The 15,933-nt window shown below is 29.1% G+C and carries 16 protein-coding genes; 9 read left to right on the forward strand and 7 right to left on the reverse strand.

Annotated features, from left to right (window positions below):
* Positions 1-106: 106 nt before the first annotated feature.
* Positions 107-1,729, forward strand: a complete 1,623-nt coding sequence (locus tag FIA58_RS17810) for a M1 family metallopeptidase (protein ID WP_140964053.1) — start codon at positions 107-109, stop codon at positions 1,727-1,729.
* 7 nt (positions 1,730-1,736) lie between these two features.
* On the opposite strand, the gene FIA58_RS17815 is transcribed toward FIA58_RS17810, so the two are convergent.
* Positions 1,737-2,807 carry an AMP-binding protein gene (locus FIA58_RS17815; RefSeq protein WP_140964054.1) on the reverse strand — a complete coding sequence of 357 codons (1,071 nt, stop codon included), beginning with the start codon at positions 2,805-2,807 and terminating at the stop codon, positions 1,737-1,739.
* Positions 2,808-2,823: 16 nt separating this feature from the next.
* The gene (locus FIA58_RS17820) at positions 2,824-3,714 is read right to left on the reverse strand and encodes a CPBP family intramembrane glutamic endopeptidase (RefSeq protein ID WP_140964055.1); all 891 of its coding nucleotides are present in this window, start codon (positions 3,712-3,714) and stop codon (positions 2,824-2,826) included.
* A gap of 83 nt (positions 3,715-3,797) precedes the next feature.
* Here FIA58_RS17820 and arsC point away from each other — a divergent pair, with 83 nt between their 5' ends.
* Positions 3,798-4,148, forward strand: coding sequence for an arsenate reductase (glutaredoxin) (gene arsC / locus FIA58_RS17825; protein ID WP_140964056.1), 351 nt, complete (start codon positions 3,798-3,800; stop codon positions 4,146-4,148).
* A gap of 72 nt (positions 4,149-4,220) precedes the next feature.
* Positions 4,221-6,689 (forward strand): outer membrane beta-barrel family protein, encoded by a 2,469-nt coding sequence (locus FIA58_RS17830; RefSeq protein ID WP_140964057.1) that lies wholly within the window; start codon positions 4,221-4,223, stop codon positions 6,687-6,689.
* 60 nt (positions 6,690-6,749) lie between these two features.
* Here FIA58_RS17830 and FIA58_RS17835 read toward each other — a convergent pair whose 3' ends face one another.
* Positions 6,750-6,917 (reverse strand): hypothetical protein, encoded by a 168-nt coding sequence (locus FIA58_RS17835; RefSeq protein WP_165928948.1) that lies wholly within the window; start codon positions 6,915-6,917, stop codon positions 6,750-6,752.
* Positions 6,918-7,044: 127 nt separating this feature from the next.
* On the opposite strand from FIA58_RS17835, the gene fumC reads away from it, so the two are divergent.
* Positions 7,045-8,427, forward strand: coding sequence for a class II fumarate hydratase (fumC, locus tag FIA58_RS17840; protein ID WP_140964058.1), 1,383 nt, complete (start codon positions 7,045-7,047; stop codon positions 8,425-8,427).
* On the opposite strand, the gene corA is transcribed toward fumC, so the two are convergent.
* On the reverse strand, positions 8,428-9,498 hold the full coding sequence (corA, locus tag FIA58_RS17845; protein WP_140964059.1) for a magnesium/cobalt transporter CorA: 1,071 nt from the start codon (positions 9,496-9,498) through the stop codon (positions 8,428-8,430).
* Between the two features lie 71 nt (positions 9,499-9,569).
* On the opposite strand from corA, the gene hutI reads away from it, so the two are divergent.
* On the forward strand, positions 9,570-10,805 hold the full coding sequence (hutI, locus tag FIA58_RS17850) for an imidazolonepropionase (protein WP_140964060.1): 1,236 nt from the start codon (positions 9,570-9,572) through the stop codon (positions 10,803-10,805).
* Here the strand turns inward: hutI and FIA58_RS17855 are convergent.
* From FIA58_RS17855 to FIA58_RS17865, 3 genes are read right to left on the reverse strand one after another with little or no spacing between them, the layout of a single operon-like run.
* Positions 10,798-11,373, reverse strand: a complete 576-nt coding sequence (locus FIA58_RS17855) for a hypothetical protein (protein WP_140964061.1) — start codon at positions 11,371-11,373, stop codon at positions 10,798-10,800. The two genes, hutI and FIA58_RS17855, sit on opposite strands and share 8 nt — an antisense overlap.
* Positions 11,374-11,417: 44 nt before the next feature.
* Positions 11,418-12,275, reverse strand: coding sequence for a KPN_02809 family neutral zinc metallopeptidase (ypfJ, locus tag FIA58_RS17860; RefSeq protein WP_140964062.1), 858 nt, complete (start codon positions 12,273-12,275; stop codon positions 11,418-11,420).
* 58 nt (positions 12,276-12,333) lie between these two features.
* A complete protein-coding gene (locus FIA58_RS17865) occupies positions 12,334-13,110 on the reverse strand; it encodes a hypothetical protein (RefSeq protein ID WP_140964063.1) in 777 nt (258 codons plus the stop codon).
* Between the two features lie 151 nt (positions 13,111-13,261).
* On the opposite strand from FIA58_RS17865, the gene FIA58_RS17870 reads away from it, so the two are divergent.
* From FIA58_RS17870 to FIA58_RS17885, 4 genes are all read left to right on the forward strand, one after another.
* Positions 13,262-13,783 (forward strand): hypothetical protein, encoded by a 522-nt coding sequence (locus tag FIA58_RS17870; RefSeq protein WP_243754699.1) that lies wholly within the window; start codon positions 13,262-13,264, stop codon positions 13,781-13,783.
* Between the two features lie 82 nt (positions 13,784-13,865).
* Positions 13,866-14,525, forward strand: coding sequence for a hypothetical protein (locus FIA58_RS17875; protein ID WP_140964064.1), 660 nt, complete (start codon positions 13,866-13,868; stop codon positions 14,523-14,525).
* Between the two features lie 98 nt (positions 14,526-14,623).
* Positions 14,624-15,304, forward strand: a complete 681-nt coding sequence (locus tag FIA58_RS17880; protein WP_243754700.1) for a sensor histidine kinase — start codon at positions 14,624-14,626, stop codon at positions 15,302-15,304.
* Positions 15,273-15,926 (forward strand): response regulator transcription factor, encoded by a 654-nt coding sequence (locus FIA58_RS17885; protein ID WP_140964066.1) that lies wholly within the window; start codon positions 15,273-15,275, stop codon positions 15,924-15,926. Before FIA58_RS17880 ends, FIA58_RS17885 begins: the two co-directional genes overlap by 32 nt.
* Positions 15,927-15,933 lie beyond the last annotated feature (7 nt).

Below are 15,933 nucleotides of genomic sequence, written 5' to 3' on the forward strand. Positions count from 1 at the left end.
CACAAAGAACGCAAAGGCTTCTCAAAGTGCACAAATAATTTTAAAAGCTTAATGTGCTTTGTTAACTTTTCTTAGTGAACTTTGTGTTTAAAAATTATATTTAAAAATGAAAAAACTACTTATTATAGGATTATTAGCATTAGTAACCCAAAATCTTTCTGCTCAAAACTTTACTCGTAGAGATTCATTACATGGTGGATTGCGTTTTGAAAGAAACTGTTTTGATGTACAACGTTATGATTTAAATATCAAGATTAATCCAGAAGAAAGAAGTATTGTTGGATTCAATGATATTACTTTTAAAGTGGTTGCTCCAACGAAAAAAATTCAATTGGATTTATTTGATAACATGAAAGTAGATTCTATCGTTTGGAATAATCAAAACTTACAATACAAAAGAGATTTTGATGCTGTATTTATTAGTTTCCCAAAAGATTTAGCGAAAGACAGTACTGAAAAAGTACGTTTTTATTATTCTGGTAATCCAAAAGTGGCAAAAAATGCACCTTGGGATGGTGGTTTTGTGTTCAAAAAAGACAGCAATGGAAAAGACTTTATTGCAGTTGCTGTACAAGGAACTGGAGCTAGTTTATGGTATCCTGTAAAAGACTCACAAACAGATGAACCAGATAATGGTGCTTCTATAAAAGTGGCTGTTCCAAATGGTTTAATGAACGTTTCTAATGGTCGTTTTCTCAAGAAAGAAGCTGTTGGTGAAGACTATACACGTTGGGATTGGGAAGTTAAAAACCCTATCAACAACTACACTATAACTGTAAACATTGCCGATTATATTCATATTCATGATGAATTGGGAGATTTAGACCTTGACTATTATGTTTTAAGAGAAAATAGAGAAAAAGCTATCGAACATTTTAAGGCAGATGTTAAACCCATGATGGAATGTTTTCAAACTAAATTTGGACAATATCCATTTGCAGAAGATGGTTATAAATTAGTGGAAACTCCTTATTTGGGGATGGAGCATCAAAGTGCTGTTGCATATGGAAATAAATACAAAAAAGGATATTTAGGAAGAGATTTATCAGGAACTGGTGAAGGAATGAATTTTGATTTTATTATTATTCATGAAACAGGTCATGAATGGTTTGGTAACAGCGTAACTAGTAAAGACATTGCTGACATGTGGATTCATGAAGGTTTTACAACCTATAGTGAAACGGTTTTTATTGAATGCGAGAAAGGCTATGAAGCTGCTATGAAATACATTAATGGTCAGTCAAGAAATGTTCAGAATGACAAACCTATCATAGGACAATTTGGAGTTAATAATGAAGGAAGTGGTGACATGTATTATAAAGGAGCTTTACTTTTAAATACGTTAAGACATGTAGTTAATAATGACAACAAATGGTGGTCTATTCTTTTAAAATATTCCAATACCTTCAAAAAGAAAATCATAGACACACAAACAGTAATTGATTTTTTCAATAAAGAAACTGGTCGCAATTTAACACCAATATTCAACCAGTATTTGAAATATACTACAATTCCTAAATTAGAAATCAAAGGCTACAAAAAACGTTTTCAATACAGATGGGTTACAGATGAGCCTAACTTTGAAATGCCAGTTGACATTATGATTGGAGATAGAAAAGTACGATTAAACGCAACAAATGAATGGCAAAAAGCAGGTGAATTGATTACCAACTATAATGATATTAAAGTCTTAACGAATCATTTTTTTATCCAATCTAATTTGCAATAACTTCTACTTATTTTACAATCTTATCTAGAGTTTGCTTTCTATTTAACTTTCCCGTTTTTGTGTCCACAAATTTTGTGACAAAATAGATGGATCTTGGTTTTTCAAATTTTTCTAAATGGTTGAAAATATTTTTAGCTATTTCTTTTTCTTTGGATTCTATAACTAATATTAATTTCTGTCCTAGTTTTTCATCTGATTCACTTGCAATAAAAAAACGGTCAGTAATAAAGTCTTGCAACTTAGTTTCAATTTGCTCTGGAAATAATTTCACACCACCACTATTCACCACACTATCAATTCTTCCTAACCATTGAAATTCATGTTCAGAAACTAAATTAACAACATCATTTGTAATAACATCCTCAGTTAAAATTTTTGGAGCATGAATCACCAAACAATCTCTATCGTCCTTGGAAAGATTAATATGAGGTAAGGTTTTAAAACTATCTGTTCCTATTTTTTTGACTGCTACATGAGTAATCGTTTCTGTCATACCATAAGTTTCAAAAGCATTTACTTTTCTCTTTGTTAATTTCTCAATTAAGGTTTTTGAAACTGGTGCTCCTCCAATTATTATTTTTTCAGTATTTTTTATTTTATCCAATGAATTTTCTACTTGCAATGGAACCATGGCAGCAAAATCATATTTATTATCATTAAAAGCTAGTGGATTACTATCGACTGTACTGATATCCAATTCTAAACCAAGTATCATTGCTCTTACTAACATCATCTTTCCTGCTATATATTTGGCAGACAAGCATAATAAAGCTTTATTTCCAGGCTCCAAATTGAAATAATCTCCCGTAGCTAAAGCAGACTGAATCATAGCTTGTTTCTCTAAGCGAATTAACTTTGGTTTTCCTGTTGTTCCAGAAGTTTCAACTTCAATATACAAATCATCATCTAACCATTCTAACAAAAAATTACCAATGTGTTTTTCATAATCATCTCCTTCTTTTATAAAACTATAAGCTACACGACACATATCTTCATAATTTAAATGAAAACCATTTAATTTAAACCGATTGTGAATTTTTTTATGTGTTAAAGTATCTAATGTTGCTGTTGCTTCCATAGTAATAAGAATTAGATTAATTAGTAGAAATTGTACCTAATAGTTTTTCTTTCCAGTTATTCCATTTATATACTTTAGAAAAAACAAATAAAAGTAATGGAAAGATAATAAAGATAGGAATTATAATTTCAAATGAACCAGAAGGCTCAGAAACATCTTTAAAAATAGAATGTGTTTGAAAAGCTGTCCAATCAGCAGTAACTAATAAAGCTCCAATCAAATTATTAGCTGCATGAAAACCTAAGGCTAATTCTAGTCCTTCATCCATTAAAGTCAATATTCCTAAAAACAGACCTGTTCCAATGTAATACACCATAATAACAGGACCAATTTTACCCACTTCAGGATTAGCCAAGTGCATTAAACCAAACATTACAGCAGGAATTAAAAGAGCAATAATTCGACTTTTAGTAACTAAAGCTAACCCTTGCATTAAATTCCCTCTAAACAGGTACTCTTCAAAACTTGTTTGTAGTGGAATTAAAATAATTGCTATCACTAAAAAAATGAGAAACTTTTGTGGTTTAAAATTAAAAACGAAATTCTCAGGCTCTGCATAATAGGCAACAACCGTCATTATTATAGTTATACTAGCCCAAAGAAAAAATGAAAAGAAAATACGTTTGAAGTCGACTTTATTTCTAGATGTAGTTAAACTTGTAATAGATTGTCTTTGAACAAATTTTACCCAAAACCAAACTACAAACACACCAATCGACAAAGGGAAAATCATTAAAATAAAAGCACCATTTACTCCTATTTGATTGATTGTTTGTTCAATTACATCATTAGTATCTATACCCATACTAAAAATATAGTTTACCACCATTAATAAAAGGAAAGCTACTGGTAAAACAAAATATAAAATTGGATGTGCTTTGAAATTTTTAACTTGATCTAGATACATTTTTTACTTTTTTTGATAGGGTATAAAGTTACATATTTTGCTACAAACTATAATATCATTTTCTTTGTATAAAATTATAACTCATGATAACTATTTACCACAATCCAAGATGTACTAAATCTAGAGAAGGTTTAGCTGAAATAGAGGCACTTAAAAAACCTTATGCTATTAGAAAATATATTGATGAACCTTTTACTAAAGAAGAATTAACTGAAGTGATTCAAAAATTAGAGATTAAGCCTCTAGAATTAGTTCGAACCAAAGAAAAAATTTGGATACAAGAGTACAAAGGGAAAAACATGTCAGACGTTGCTATTATTGAAGCAATGTTATTACACCCCAAATTAATTGAACGTCCAATTGTTGTTAATGAGGGTAAGGCTATTATTGCACGACCAAAAGAGATGATTAACAAAATCATAGGAAATATTTAACAAACAATTGGGAAATGTAGCTTAAACCTAAGTCTAAATTTGCTGTCTTATAAGGAAAAATATAAATTAACCATGCTTAAAAGACTACAAATTTTCGCCCTATTCCTATTTACTACAATGGTTTTAGCCCAAAAACCTGATGTTAAAAAAATAAAAATTTCTGGAAAAATTTTTGAAAAAGGAACCACTTTACCTTTAGAATATGCAACTGTTGTTTTCCAAGACGCAAAAAATCCTGAAAGATTGAATGGAGGTGTAACTGATTTAAATGGTAACTTTAGTTTTGAAGTAACCGCTGGAACCTATAATGTTCGTTTCGAATACATATCGTTCAAAACTGTAGAAGTTAAAAATACAACCTATAATACAAATACAGATTTTGGTACTATTTACCTAGAAGCTGATATTGCTCAATTAGCTGGTGTTGAAGTTATAGCTGAACGTTCTACGGTTGAAATAAAATTAGACAAACGCGTTTATAATGTTGGTAAAGACATGATGGTAAAAGGTGGAACTGTAAGCGATGTTTTAGACAATGTCCCTTCAGTTACAGTAGATCCAGAAGGAACAGTAGCATTAAGAGGGAATGAAAATGTAAAAATATTAATTGATGGCAAACCCTCTGGTTTAGCTGGTATCAATATAGCAGATGCATTAAAAATGCTACCAGCCGACGCTGTTGAAAAAGTAGAAGTAATTACAAATCCTTCTGCACGTTATGATGCTGAAGGTGGTGGTGGAATTATCAATATTATTCTAAGAAAAGGTAAAGCACAAGGTTTAAACGGATCGTTTGTATTATCAGCTGGTAATCCTGAAACATATGGAGCAAACTCTAGTTTAAATTATAGAAGCGAAAAGTTTAATTTATTTTCAAATATTGGTTATAATTATAGAACCTCAAAAGGAAATTCATTAACTAATTCAGAATACATAAGTGCTTCTGCCAATCCAAATAGTATTTTTCTAGACGAAAGAAGAACCAATGAACGTTTAAACAAAGGATACAATTCTAACTTTGGTATCGAATTATTTTTAGATAAAACAACAACTTGGACTAACTCTTTAACTATACAAAATAGAAGAGGTGAGAATCCAGATAATGTTTTCTTCTACAATTTTGATGCAAACAGAAACCCTACTTTTACACAAAACCGTCTTAATGATGAAAAAAGTAAAGATTTTACTTTTGAATATGCTACTAATTTTACTAAGAATTTTAAAAAAGAAGACCATAAACTAACCGTTGACATGTCTTTCTCTCAAAATAGAGATAAAGAAAATTCAATTATTTATGATCAGATTATTGGTGAACCAAATTCCTTTTTTACAGAAAGAACATTGAATCCACAAAACCAAAGCCGTAATCTTTTCCAAACAGATTATGTATTGCCAATTGGTGAAAAATCAAGGTTTGAAGCAGGTTATAGAGGTAGTTTTCAAAAGAATTTAACTGACTTTGAAATTGATGCATTAGATGCATCTGGTAATTGGGTAAGAAATGATATCTACTCTAACCTATTAGAATATAAAGAAAATGTTAATGCATTATACATGCAGTATGGATCAAAAATTAATAAATTTTCTTATTTTTTCGGAGTACGTTTTGAAGATAGTAATATTGAAGTAAATTCAATTTCTGCAAATGATTACAATACTAAAAAATACAACAACTTCTTCCCTACTGCTACTTTAAACTATGAGTTTTCCGAAACTAGTAGTATGAGTTTAAGTTATAGCAAAAGAATTAATAGACCTAGAGGTCGTTTTTTAAATCCTTTTTCTAGTTATTCTAGTAGAATCAATATTTTTAGAGGGAATCCAGATTTAAATCCTGCTTATACTAACGCTTTTGACTTAGGTTATTTAAAAAGATGGACTAAAGTAACCTTTAATACTTCTGCATATATAAACATGACAGATGATTCTTTTCAATTTATTAGAAGAGAATCAGGGCTTTTTGTAGAAGGAGTTCCCGTTATTGAATCTACTCCTATCAATTTAGCTACAGAAATTAGAGCTGGTTTTGAATTTAATGTGAATTACTCTCCTTTTAAATGGTGGAAATTAAATAACAACTTTAATTTATTTAGAAATGAAACAAAAGGAGATTACAGTTATACTAATTCATTAAATGAATTAGTAGTACAAAATTTTGATAATACAGCTACAAGTTGGTTTACTAGAATTTCATCTAAAATATCTTTACCTTATAAAATTGATTGGCAAACTAATGCAACTTATTATGCACCTCAAAATAGCGCTCAAGGAAAGCGTTATTCTATGACAAGTGTAAATTTAGCATTTAGTAAAGATGTCTTAAAAGATAAAGCCACAATAGCTTTAAACGTAAGTGATTTATTTAATTCAAGAAAAAGACGTTCAGAAGTTAATTTACCTACAGTAAACAGTTATTCTGAATTTCAATGGAGACAAAGACAAATCAACCTTTCTTTTACTTATCGTTTCAATAAAAAGAAAAATGAGAGAGACAATCAAAGAAGAGGTGATGATGGTGGTGGAGATGAATTTATGGGATAAATCTAATATAAAAAAGGGATGCAAATTGCATCCCTTTTTTATTTCTAAGAAAAAGAATTATTATTCTCTTTCGGCTTGTTTTTTTGCTCTTTTCTCTTTGATTAATTCGAAAATAGCACCACCTAACCAATAAGGTACAAATGAAGCTAAAAAGAACATTAACCAAAAACCTATCGTTAAAATGGTTAAGAAAAGTAAAAAACCTAAGTACTGATCAAATTCAAACATGTTTTCCGGAATTTATGAATTCTTGCCAAAGATAATAGGAATTATTTTTTTTAGCAATATAATAACAGTTTTTATTTCTTTAGAAATTGGTTTAATTGTAATTTTATAAAAAAGAACAACAACCATCATGAAATTTCGAATTGAAAAAGATACCCTTGGAGAAGTTCAAGTTCCAAATGATAAATTATGGGGTGCACAAACAGAACGCTCAAAAAATAATTTCAAAATAGGTCCACAAGCTTCTATGCCATTTGAGATTATAAAAGCTTTTGCTTATTTAAAAAAAGGAGCCGCATACACCAATGAAGAATTAGGGGTCTTATCTACTGAAAAAAGAGATTTAATTGCTCAAGTATGTGAAGAGATTTTGGAAGACCAGCTAAACCAACATTTTCCATTAGTAATTTGGCAAACTGGTTCAGGGACACAATCTAATATGAATGTGAATGAAGTGATTGCCAATAGAGCACAGTTGATTAGTAAAAGACAAATTGGTGAAGAACCTATCTTAAAAGCAAATGATGATGTAAACAAATCGCAATCTTCTAATGATACTTTTCCAACAGCAATGCACATTGCAGCTTATAAAATACTAATTGAAAACACCATTCCTTCAATTGAAAATTTAAAAAATACATTCAAAAAAAAGTCAAAAGATTTTAAAGATATTGTAAAAATAGGAAGAACCCATTTAATGGATGCGACTCCTCTTACTTTAGGACAAGAATTTTCTGGCTACACACAACTATTGGAAAACGGATTAAAAACCCTAAAAAAATCGCTAGAAAGTTTATCAGAATTAGCTCTTGGTGGAACTGCTGTTGGTACAGGCTTAAACACTCCTAAAGGATATGCTATTTTAGTAGCCTCTCACATTTCAAAATTTACTGGTCATCCATTTAAAACGGCACCAAATAAGTTTGAGGCACTTTCCTCTCACAACGCTATAGTGGAAAGTCATGGAGCTTTAAAACAAATAGCTATTTCTTTAAATAAAATTGCCAACGATATTCGAATGATGGCTTCTGGTCCTCGCTCTGGAATAGGTGAATTATTACTTCCAGAAAATGAACCAGGTTCTTCTATAATGCCTGGGAAAGTAAATCCAACACAATGTGAAGCTTTAACGATGGTTTGTGCTCAAGTAATGGGAAATGATGTTGCTATAACGGTTGGAGCTACTCAAGGCCATTATGAACTAAATGTTTTTAAACCAATGCTTATCTCTAATTTCCTTCAATCTGCACGATTATTGGGAGATGCTTGCCAATCTTTTAACGAAAATTGTGCAAAAGGCATAGAACCTAATACCAAACGAATTGAAGAATTAGTAACCAATTCACTAATGTTAGTTACTGCTTTAAATACTAAAATTGGGTATTATAAAGCAGCTGAAATTGCACAAACAGCACATAAAAATGGAACTACTTTAAAAGAAGAAGCAATTAGATTAGGGTATGTTTCCGCTGAAGATTTCGATCATTGGGTTAATCCAAAAGAAATGATTTAATTAAAACCATCTTTTCTTTTTAAAATAATACAACATGAGTAACACCAAAACAAACATGACACCTAAAGTAATGAAATAACCATATCTAAAATTCAATTCTGGAATATATTTAAAATTCATACCATATAAACCAACGATAAAAGTTAGTGGTAAAAACACAGATGAAATAACAGTTAAGGTTTTCATCACCTCATTCATTCGGTGACTTTGAGCAGTATAGAAAAAATTGCTGGCACTATCTAAGGTTTTCATATCATAATCGATTTGTTCCAAAAGTTCCAATGATTTTTGGTGTAGCCTACCAAAAAAAATATAATTAGAAGTTTCTATACAATTAAACTCATCATCTTCTTTGATAGTTTTAATTGTGAACAAAGCATCACGCAAAGGAGTAATGGAACGTTTTAACAAATGAAAAATCTCTCTCAATTGTTCAATCTCTTCCATTATTTCCGGGCTATCGGAAGTTTTTGAAGCTAATAATAAGGCTTCTATTTTATCTTCCTTATGTTCAATTGTTACGTAAAAATTTTCAATAATGGAATCTAGCATTAGATACAATAAGTAATCTACTTTCTTTTTACGAACAATTCCTGTATTTTGTCTTAAACGTTCTCTTATATGGGTAAAAAAATCACCTCTCTTTTCCTGAAAAGATACAATTAAATTATCTTGAAGTAAAAAACTAATTTGTTCAATTAAAATTGTATCTTCATCATCATTTGGTAAGATAGATTTCACACTAAAAAACAACGTATCATCTAGCTCATCTAAACGAGTACCTCTTGAAATATTTAAAATATCAGAAACTATGATTGTGTTCAACTCTAGAGTTTCAGCCAAAGACTTTATTAACTCTGTATCATTTAAACCATGAATATTTAGCCAATTATTTATAGATGCACTTTTTACCTCATTAAACTTCTTTGTAGAAATATTTTGCAATTCTTCCACTTTATTTTCATCATAAACAAAAAGCTGCATTTCTGTTACACTCTTTGTATAAATACCTGTATATTCTAAAGGTAATGTATTTACTTTTCTTCCTTTTTTATAGCGTATTTTTCTCAAAATAGTTAGTTTTAATGATAAAGGTAAGTTTTTTTAAAAAATCGTACTTATTTTTACCAAAAATTTATGCCATGCAAACCCTTTTCATCAATATAAAAGAATTATTACAAGTTAGAACTACACAAATCGAAATCGTTTCTGGTTCAGATATGGCTATTTTGCCAAAAATTGATAATGCTTATTTATTAATAAAGAATGATTGTATTGAAGATTTTGGTGCAATGGAGAATTGTCCTAAACCAGATAATACAGAAATAATTGACGCAACTGGAAAAGTGATTTTACCCACTTGGGTAGATAGTCACACTCACATTGTTTATGCAGGAGATAGGATTCAGGAATTTGTAGACCGAATTAATGGCTTATCTTATGAAGAAATTGCTAATCGTGGTGGTGGAATACTAAACTCGGCTAAAAATTTAAATGAAACATCAGAAGAGGTCATTTATGAGCAATCTAAATTACGTTTAGAAGAAGTGATGCAATTGGGAACTGGAGCTATCGAAATTAAATCAGGTTATGGATTAACTGTTGAGGGAGAATTAAAAATGCTACGTGTGATAAAACGATTAAAAGAGAATTATAGTTTGCCCATAAAAGCTACTTTTCTTGGAGCTCATGCATTTCCTGCTATTTACAAAGAAAATCATAAAGCTTATATTGATTTAATTATAGATGAAATGTTACCAAAAATTGCCAAAGAAAATTTAGCCGACTATATTGATGCATTTTTAGAAACAGGTTATTTTTCTGTTGAAGAAACCATTAAAATAATGGAAGCTGGAAAAAAATATAATTTAATTCCAAAAATACATGTAAACCAATTTACCTCTATTCAAGGAATTAAAGCATGTATTGAAAATGAAGCTTTATCAGTAGATCATTTAGAAATTGTTACAGATGAAGACATAGAAACTCTCAAAAACAGTAAAACTATACCTGTGGCTTTACCTAGCTGCTCTTATTTCATTAGTATACCTTATACACCTGCAAGAAAAATGATAACTGCTGGCTTACCTTTAGCTTTAGCTACAGATTATAATCCTGGTACTACTCCATCAGGAAACATGAATTTTGTGGTAGCAACAGCCTGCATTAAAATGAGAATGACTCCAGAAGAAGCTATTAATGCTGCTACAATTAATGGTGCTTATGCCATGGGAATTAGTAAAACTCATGGAAGTATTACAAAAGGGAAAAAAGCTAATCTTATCTTAACTAAACCACTAACCTCTTATTATCAATTACCGTATGAATTTGGTAATAACCTGATTGAAAAAGTAATGATTAATGGAGCCTTTATTTAGACAAGTCTTCTTCAATAATCTTAAATTCAGTTTGTAGAATAGGAATTAATTTAGTCTTATTTGTATTAAAAACATATACATTGGCAAACAAACTATCAGTATCTGTAATGATTGTTTCCCTAATCAACAACAAAGTATCTTGTTTGATTTCATAATCACCAACATAAGTACAACTAAAATCGGCATAATTATGTGTCGCTTCAAAAGTATTGTTTTTATACAAAAATAACATACCACTTTGGGGTCTATCCTCAAACTGAATACTTCCTTTCCAAGTTGACTTTACCCAAAATTTTTTATGATCTAATTCCATTAAAAAAATTAGAGACATTGAGAATAAAATAAAAATTAGCATTGGAACAATATCAAATTTTGCTCTCTTTTTAAATACTTGAAATAAATTTACAACTGTAAGAATTGAAAATAAAAGAACAAAAATCCCTCCAAATAAAATTAATTGAAGTCCTTGTATGAATCCTTTGCAATAGTCTCCAAACGGAAAATAATTTTTAATAAGCAAAATACCAAAAACTATTAAAGCGATATATTTTAGAGATTTTGATTTCATTATTAATAATAAAAATCCCAAGCTTACACTTGGGATATTTTTTTTTACAATTCTTCTTTAAAAGTATCGTGTTGCCTTAAATCACCAGAGTTATATCCTTTCATAAACCATTTCATTCGTTGTTCTGATGTTCCATGTGTAAAAGAATCTGGCACTACATGTCCTTGCATTTTATTTTGAATAGCATCATCACCTACAGCATGTGCAGCACTTAATGCTTCTTCAATATCACCTGTTTCTAAATATTTTTTATTATAATGAGCCCAAAGTCCAGCATAAAAATCGGCTTGTAATTCTAAACAAACCGATAATTTATTAGCATCTGCCTTGCTTTTTCCTTGTTGGGCTTGTCTTACTTTTTGAGAGGTACCTAATAAAGTTTGCACATGATGACCTACTTCATGAGCAATTACATAAGCAATGGCAAAATCTCCACCTTTAGCACCAAATCTAGTTCTTAATTCTTCAAAAAAGGCTAAATCCATGTATACTTTTTTATCTGCAGGACAATAAAATGGACCAGAAGCTGCGCTTGCACTACCACAAGCTGTTTGAACAGCATCTGTAAACAATACCATTTTCGGTTTTTCGTAAGTACCAATTTGATTGTCATTGAATACTTTAGTCCAAATATCCTCTGTATCAGCTAAAACAGTAGCTGCAAACTGCCCTAAAGCATCTTCTTCAGGTGTTAATTCACGTTGAGTTGTTTCTTGTTGCGTACTAGATTGATTCATTTGCTCTAAAACAGGAGCAATAGTTTGACCTGTTTCTCCTCCAAAAACCTGGAGTAATAGTATTATTATACCTATAAGTCCGCCACCTGCAACAACTTTCCCTTTTGAAGACATTCCTCTCCTATCTTCAACATTATCACTTTGACGTCTACCTTTCCATTTCATAGTATATCGTTTTTTATATCCTCAAATTTAATAAAATAAACACAACAATTATAGTAAACTATTCTTCAATTTGACCAATTTCGTCAATAACACTCCGCTCTTCAAACCCTACTACATTATCATAAATAGAGAAATTCATAGCCAAATATACTGGTGCAGTAAATATAACTCCTAAACATATAGCAATTAGCCCAACAAAAATACCAATAAAAGCTATCAATAAAGCTAAAGCAATATAAAAAGGATTTTTAGCAACTAAAGACACACTATTTTTTAAAGCATCTGAATAATTTTGATTAGCAAAAATAACCAATGGAAGAAATAGAACTGTAAAAACAGTAATTACAATTTGCACCAAAAATCCAAATATTGAAAAATTAATCATTTGAAATAGCGTATTAAAAACTACTGTTGTTAAAGAAACAATAATGGAACCAATAATTATATCTTTAACATGTTTCCCTTTATAATAATCAAATAAAACTCCTAAATTAAGTTCTTGATTTTTCTTTGCCAACAAACACAATTTTAAGAAACCAGCATTGATAGGTGCATATAAAGCTGTTAGAATAATAGTTAGTAAAAATGTAAAAATTATGTAAGTAGTTCCAGTCTGGATATTTTGCATTTCAACAACCCAATTTGAAATATTTGAGATTCCAAATACAGCCATTAAAAGAAAAAAATATAAAAGACCAAAAACTATTCCTACCAATAAATATCCCAATCCAGCTATTAAAAATATCTTTTTAAATATTTCAAAACAATCTTCAATTAGTTTTCCTAAATCTAAAGGATATCCTTTTTCTATTTTTTCTTTAATCTTAAATTCCATCTACTATTTTTTTGTAAAAATAATCTAATTTATTACAATTAGAAATTTAAAAGCAGTAAAAACATGCAATCAAAAAAGGGTGATTTTCCCCTTGTATCATTTTTACATTACAAATACATTTGTCCCATAAACATAAAACTTAAAAACAATTATGAAAAAATTTAACTATTTACTATTAACAAGTTTGTTTACCCTTTTGGTTTTTCAGTCCTGTAATGATGTTCCACCAAAGCGTGATGAACCAAGACAATTAATTACTAATAAAGAAGCAAGAGAATTAAATGACAATTATAATCGCACTAGACATCGTCTTATTTCTGAAACGATTCAAAAGGAAGATGCAAATGCAATTTGGTATTCGCTTGAAGAATTAGAAAATTATATTTATTACATAAAAAAAGAAGGAAAAAACAAAGGGTATAATGTTGATGGTATCCGATTTTATTTAGGAGCTTACTCCAATAATCCTGAAAAATACAGTGACAAAGCAAATATGACTACTGTTTTTTTAACACCAACTGGTAAAAAAGTAGACATTCAAAAAGGAGGTGTATTAAACCTACCAGCAATGATGCAAACTCAAGAATTAAATCCAGACATTGAAGAAATACAACCAATGAACTATGGTAATATGGGACCACCACCAAGAATGGAATACCCATCAGCAAACTAATATTAAAAAAGTAGCAAATTAATAGAATTGAAAGAGTTTTCTTTTAATTCTATTAATTTTTTAAAAAATTATTAAAAAATTAATGCTAGAAAATTTAAGATATATCCCAGGTCTTTTTGCTTTTATAACAACTATTATAGGTTTACTAAATTGGTCTAAATTACCCAATTACAAATCTAAATTGTTTTTATTATCAGTAATATTATCCGTATTTACAGAAATTTCAGCAATATACTTTCCTAAATGGACTGGTCTACAAAACTACTTTATCTATGATATTTATACACTAATATTATTTTTAATTTATTATTTCATTTTATCTAGCATAATGAGAAAATATACCAATAAAATAATTGCTTTCGCTTTTATCATACTATACCTTATATCAACTATATTTAGTCTAATTTACAATCAAAATAAAATAGGTTTAGAAATTATCCCAGAAATTTATGCTTTAAGTGTACTGTTTCTTGTTATTTTATCGATATTATATTTAATTGAATTATTTAATTCTAGCAATATTCTAAATTATAAAAAATCAATCTTTTTTTGGTTTATCCTAGGTTCACTCCTATTTCATGTTCCATTTCTACCTTTTATGTTAACCTTAAAATGGTGGTTTTTGGAATCTGAAACGTATGGTACTACAATTTATTGGATTATCATTATCATGCTTAATTTAATAATGAATAGTTGTTTCACAATAGGCTTTATATGGACAGAGAAAAAACACAATTATTAATTATCTTACTTAGTATTGTATTTTTTACACTACTGATAGTCCTTTTTGTACTGTTTTTTTACTTTCAAAAGAAAAAAACACAGTTCTTAATAGACAAAATGGAATCTGAAATTCATTTCCAATCTGAACTTATTAAAACAAGAGTAGAAATTAAAGACCAAACTTTAACCGAAATAAGTAAAGAACTTCATGACAATATAGGTCAAATTATATCTGTTGCAATTATGCAATTAAATATGTATTCCCAAAAAGAGGAAAGTATTTCTAAAATCGAATTAGATGAATTAAAAAGCATTATGGCTAAATCATTAGATGAAATTCGAATTTTATCAAGAATTATTAATAAAGATAATCTAATAAATACTAACTTTATTGAATCTATTCAAAATGACTTTAAAAGAATTGAAAAATTAAAAAATATAACTTGTGATTTAGAAATTAATTGTGATTTTCCTAAAATAAATGTAGAACATGAATTAATTCTTTATCGCATATTTCAAGAGTCAATTCACAATAGTTTAAAACATTCTTCGAGTAAAAAAATAGAAATGAGTATTGATTGTAAAGATAATTTTCTTACAATTATGCTAAAAGACTTTGGAATTGGCTTTGATTCAAGCCAAAGTCACAAAGGCTTAGGTCTAAATAATATTAAATTTAGAGCTAAATTAATAGGCGCAAAATTAGCTTTAAATTCCAATGAAAAAGGAACTGAAATATTCCTAAAATACAACTTAAACAAACAAGATGAAAACAAAGAAAAAAGTAATAATAATTGATGATCATTTATTGTTTTCTCAATCATTAAAATATTTAATTAATAGTTTTAGTGATTTTATAGTAGTTAACAATTATGAAAATGGAAAAGAGTTCATTGATAGTGTTCAGGCAAATAAAATTAACACAGATGAAATAGAACTTGTATTACTTGATGTAAATATGCCAGTCTTAGATGGTTTAAAAACCATGGAATGGATTAAAAACAATAAAGAAGATTTAAAGGTAATTGCTTTATCTGTGAATGACGATGAAGAAACGATCATTAAAATGATAAAAAATGGAGCTAAAGGCTATTTATTGAAAGATACTTCTCCTCAAATTTTTGAAGAAGCCTTAAAAACAGTTTCTGATAAAGGATTTTTCTTTACCGAATTAGTTTCTGGGCTTTTAGTTAATCGTTTAGATAATAATAATCAGAAACATGAATTAAAAGATAAAGAAATTGTTTTTATAAAACATGCTTGTACCGAGAAAACTTATAAAGAAATAGCTGATGAAATGTGCCTAAGTCCAAAGACCATAGATGGATACAGAGAACATTTATTTTGCAAATTAGAAATAAAAACAAGAATAGGTTTAGTACTTTATGCAATTAAAAACAAAATTGTATGCATTGATTAATTACACA

The sequence above is a fragment of the Flavobacterium jejuense genome (assembly GCF_006491595.2).
In the GTDB taxonomy this organism is placed as follows: Bacteria; Bacteroidota; Bacteroidia; order Flavobacteriales; family Flavobacteriaceae; genus Flavobacterium; species Flavobacterium jejuense.